The organism is Campylobacter troglodytis (assembly GCF_006864425.1).
GTDB classification, from domain to species: Bacteria; Campylobacterota; Campylobacteria; order Campylobacterales; family Campylobacteraceae; genus Campylobacter_D; species Campylobacter_D troglodytis.
The window spans coordinates 1-4698 of sequence record NZ_QHLI01000097.1 but is presented as its reverse complement, the minus strand read 5'-3'; the positions used below and the strand labels follow the sequence as shown (position 1 = coordinate 4698).

3 protein-coding genes and 1 pseudogene are annotated in these 4698 nt (G+C 31.1%); 1 reads left to right on the top strand and 3 read right to left on the bottom strand.

The window, feature by feature from the left end:
* Window positions 1-405: 405 nt before the first annotated feature.
* Window positions 406-840: a YqaA family protein gene (locus tag DMC01_RS11920; RefSeq protein WP_142694414.1), complete on the top strand. Its 435-nt coding sequence runs from the start codon at window positions 406-408 to the stop codon at window positions 838-840.
* 478 nt (window positions 841-1318) lie between these two features.
* On the opposite strand, the gene DMC01_RS11915 is transcribed toward DMC01_RS11920, so the two are convergent.
* The 3 genes and pseudogenes from DMC01_RS11915 to DMC01_RS11905 all read right to left on the bottom strand — a co-directional run.
* The gene (locus DMC01_RS11915) at window positions 1319-1543 is read right to left on the bottom strand and encodes a hypothetical protein (RefSeq protein WP_142694413.1); all 225 of its coding nucleotides are present in this window, start codon (window positions 1541-1543) and stop codon (window positions 1319-1321) included.
* Window positions 1544-1842: 299 nt separating this feature from the next.
* Window positions 1843-2883 carry a CapA family protein gene (locus tag DMC01_RS11910; RefSeq protein WP_246059228.1) on the bottom strand — a complete coding sequence of 347 codons (1041 nt, stop codon included), beginning with the start codon at window positions 2881-2883 and terminating at the stop codon, window positions 1843-1845.
* Window positions 2884-3179: 296 nt separating this feature from the next.
* Window positions 3180-3700: pseudogene (locus DMC01_RS11905) on the bottom strand (hypothetical protein); the annotation flags it as partial.
* Between the last annotated feature and the right edge of the window lie 998 nt (window positions 3701-4698).

Sequence of the window (4698 nt, the reverse complement as noted above, 5' to 3'; positions counted from 1 at the left end):
GCATAAAATGGCAATTTTGCTTACGCAAATGTCAGCACAAAAACACTCTAAAATCTGCCTAAATTTTCGCTCCGAAATGTAGGGCAAAAATATATACTTATTTAACATCGATTTTACCAATCTTTCAGCCGTAATTATATCAGCTAAAAGTATCAATCGCCAAAAATTTTGACAAATTCAAAAACTTTCTTTTAACAATTTAAAACCTTTTTTTGATCTTGTTTTGAAAAAGGTGTTAAAAACTGTCCAATGCCTTTGCCTTGTGGCGTACTTTGTGTGCGAATGTAAACTAAGTAGAAAATGTGGTAAATTAGTTTTGACTTGGCAAAAAGCGAAGTGTTTAAAGATGTCTGTTTATGTGTTTAAATGTGTTTAAATGTGTTTAAAAAATAAAAGTAAGGCAAAATGTTTGAATCCCTTTCTTATCTTTATCTTTTTGTAGCAAGTTTTATCTCAGCTAGCCTTTATCCTATGGCAAGTGAGGCCTTTGTGGTGGGGCTTTTACTGGCTGATTTTTCACCCTTACTTATCTTTTTTGTAGCAAGTTTGGGAAATACCCTTGGGGCGATGAGTACATATCTTTTAGCCTTTTTTGGTAAGAGTTTGTTTTTAAAAAGGCATTTTAACAAGGCTTTAAAAAGGCTTGAAAAATATGATTTAAGCTTTAAAAAATTTGGCTTTGTTTTTGCCTTTTTTAGCTTTTTGCCCCTTGTTGGCGATCTTTTTGTGCTAGCACTTGGGCTTAGTAAATATCCATTTTTCAAGGCATTATTCTTCATAGCACTTGGCAAAGCTTGTCGTTATGGGATTTTAATCTATATTACTTTATATTTAAGCTAAATTTAAGCTTTTAAAAGCTTAAAATTTAGCAAGGCTTAAAATATTTTTTCAAATTATTTTTTTAAAAAGTGTTTATTTTAGATCGCAACTTTGTCATTTTGCTAAAAAGTTCGTTTGTTTAAAAAAAAAAGAGGCTTTATAGAAGAAATTTTGTTTGCAAAAGAAACTAGGACTTAATATACTTTGCTTAGTATGACAAAGGTCGCTATTTTTTTATAACAAACTAACAAATTTTTACAAAAAACCTAAATTTAAAGCTTAAAAATTAAATTTAAGTTTGACACAAAAAGTGCAAATAAAATTGGCTCAATTAAACTTAACAGGATTTTCTCTTATCAATTTCAGCAAATTTTGATGAGAATATTGCCTTAAAATTTTCGTCTTAATTCTATTTCTTTTAAATGAAGGACAAAATTTTCAACCTTTAAATTTAGCAAGTGTCAACTTTGTAAACTTCTACTACGCAGTTACAAGAGGCTTAACGAAGTAAAAAATTCACAATTTCGCTTATGTGGTTTCGTCCTTTTGCAAACTCATTTACACTATGTTTTACTTTATAGTATATCTTTGCTACTTCTTGCAAAGTTGCAAAAAGGATAACGAATAAAAACACAGATCTTGTCTTATCAGCCACACGACCACATCTTCCACGCACTCTGTAAGCTACGAAGTAGCTTTCATCAACTTCGATTTCACAACTCATTTTTTAAATAAACTTCGTTTTGCTGATTTTTTCGCACTCTTTAAGGGTTAAAATGCGAATTTGCTTTTACACACAACTTTGAGATGAATTTGACAAAAGCGTCTTTTCGCCTATAAATTAAGGCTTCTTGCAAAGATAGGACCTCAAGGATAAGTAAAACTTAACTCAAAATTTACCTTAGATTTGGCGAAATTTGGAAACGGATTTTTGTTTTTCATAGGACTTAACTCAAAAAACCCTTTGTTTTAAGTTTAATTGAGCCACAAAATTATATTAAAACTAGTTTAAAGCCCACAAATTCACCGCCTTGGCGTATTTATAATGCCCTTTAACTCCCTCTCAACAGCCTTAAAATTTGGCAAAAGCTCCTCATTTAGCTCCTCAAAGGGATACACTGTGAAATTTTTAAAATTCTCATCATAGTAAGTATAAATGAGCCTAGTTTGCAAGTTATTAAGCTGAATTTTCTTTGAATTTTTATGTATATCAAGGCTTACTAGCATTCCTACCCGTCTGTAAAGCCCTCTTTGTGAGGATATGAAATTACCAAGAGAGTAAATCACTAAGGTATCGTCTATAAATTCAATGGGACCTACATAATGAGAATGCGAGCCTATGATTATATCCACACCCTTGCTAGCAAGAAAGGCTGCTAACTCTCTTTGCGCGGGACTTGGCTCGAATTTATACTCCTCGCCCCAGTGCAAGGACACCAAGAGCAAATCAACCTTTAAGCGAAACTTAGCTATGTCGGCTGCGATTTTATTTTTATCGATTAAATTCACAAGATAGGGCTTTGGGATGGGGTTTCCATTTACCCCGTAGGTGTATGCTAAAAGGGCGTATTTAATGCCGTTTTTCTCATAAATTCTCACTTCATTTGCCTCTTTTAAAGAGGCATAGCTTCCGCTTGTAAGCACACCCTTTTTGCCCTGCCAAAATTTGAGCGAATTTAACACAGCCCTTTCGCCTCTATCTAGGGTATGGTTGTTTGCTAGGGACACTAGATTAAAGCCAAGTTCTACCATAGCCTCGCCAAATTCTTGAGGGGAGTTGAAATTTGGATAGGTGCTAAGCCCTATTTCCTTGCCTCCCAAGATACTTTCTTGATTGTAAAATGCCAAGTCATAATTAGAAATAATGGGACTTATGCGGCTTAAAGCCTTGCTAAAATCATAAGAATAGCCCGTTTTTGAGCCTTTGTCTTTAAATTCAGCGTCCTTATAAACCTTTTCGTGTAAAAGCGCATCCCCTGTCATTATCAGTGAGAGCTTGTTTTCAGCAAGGAGGCTAGAAAAAAAGAGGCTTGTTAAAAGATAAATTTGAGCTAGTATTTTCACGGCTAAACCTTAAATTAAACATTTTTTAAATCAAATGTATGCTTTCTTGTGATATTTTAAAATTCATAAAAATTGCTAAATTATTCACATAGTTTTCACCTTGTGAATTTCTTATTAAAGCATTGAAAAATAGCACTTTAAGTTAAGCAAACTTTTAAATTTTTTTAATGTTTTTTTAAGCATTTTTGTGTATATGTGAAAAACTTGATAGTTTTTAAAAAATAATTAATCTTTCTCAGCTTACAAGCTAGAAAATTCAAAGCTTTAAGTGAATTTAAACAAAAAACTTTGGCCAAATTAAACTTAAGCACTTGATTTCTTATCATTTTTAACAAGATTTTATATAAAGCTTGACCTTAAATCTTTGTATTGTATCTTAATTTAGTTTCTTTGAAGTGAAGCAAGAAATTTTCTTTTGCCTTTAAATTTAGCAAGTCTATGTTTAGCAAAGCTCTAGAAATTCACAATTGCCTTTATGTGATTTTTAGCTAAACTCATTTTTTGAGTGTTTTACTCTAAATGTTCATTAGCACCTTTTTGCAAAGGGAGGGGCAAAGCAAGGTAAAAGATCTTAATCATAAGCACCCCAGCCTATAAATCATATATTCTTGCACATTGCTAGAATCTCACAATTAGGTAAAAGCTCACTAGCAAAACAGTTTTTTACCACTTGTGTATAAACACTAACCTAGCGTTTTAACATAGCTTCTTGCAAGGTTGCGAGTGTAACGAAGTAAAAAAACTTCAAAATCTCTTTAAATTTAGCCTCTGAAATTCTGAAACGATTGATATACTTGTTTTTCACCTTATAAATCATAACTTGAAGCTCCTTTATTAGAGCTTAAGTTGTCTTGAGCCTTTAATAAATCTTAAAGAATCTAAACTAAATTCTCTTGAATTTCTCAAATCCCTTTGAATCCAAATAAGACTCATCTAGTATCGGATGAATATAGATTGTTACAAAATAGGGCATAATAAATCCTTATTATTTTGTAAAATGATAGTTGAAAATATATCGAACATATATAGCAAATAAGACTAATATTGCACAACCAAATAGCAAACTTGATTTATAGATTTTGTAAAAAATATTTATAGCACAAAGCGTAAGTGAGCTTGGTAACACAATGCCAATAAAAATGCTCACATTTGACAATATTAGCAAAGAATTTAAAATTATTTTCATAAGATAGAATACTACAAATGGAGATATTATTACCACAAAGTAAATAAAGCAATCAAATATAAACTTACCCCATTCAAATTTCTAATTCATTCCGCACCTCTTATCTCAAATATAAACTCTTTTGTGAATTTATCTTGAAATAAAGTGGCAAAAAAGCCTAAATCTATCTTAAGTTGATGAATAAGTAAGTTATATTTTTCAAGGAATTGTTTTGCTTGCAATTCACCAAATTCGCTATTTAGTTTGCCAATAGTTTCATTATTTACACCAACTATTTTATATCCTTTGTAATTGATTTATTATGTCGGTTAGAGTTATTGTTTGATTTTTTTCTCTACCAACTTTTTTTGCAGCTTTTATTTCAAATTCTTTATCCGGCAATTCAAAATATCCATACTATGCCCAAGATAACTCTGCATTGTCTCTTAATCTATTTATAATATTGGCTCAAGATACTCTAATAGGATTTTATCTTATCAACTTCATTAAATTTTGATGAGAATATTGTCTTAAAATTTTCGCCTTAATTCTATTTCTTTTAAATGAAGGACAAAATTTCAGTCATTAAATTTGGCAAGTGTCAACTTTTAAAACTTTTACTCTGCACAGTTGCAAGACGAAACGAAGCA

What these genes read in the sequence shown, in the direction of transcription:
- DMC01_RS11920 (WP_142694414.1), top strand. Translation starts at nt 406, where the DNA reads ATGTTTGAATCCCTTTCTTATCTTTATCTTTTTGTAGCAAGTTTTATC.
- DMC01_RS11915 (WP_142694413.1), bottom strand. Translation starts at nt 1,543, where the DNA reads ATGAGTTGTGAAATCGAAGTTGATGAAAGCTACTTCGTAGCTTACAGA.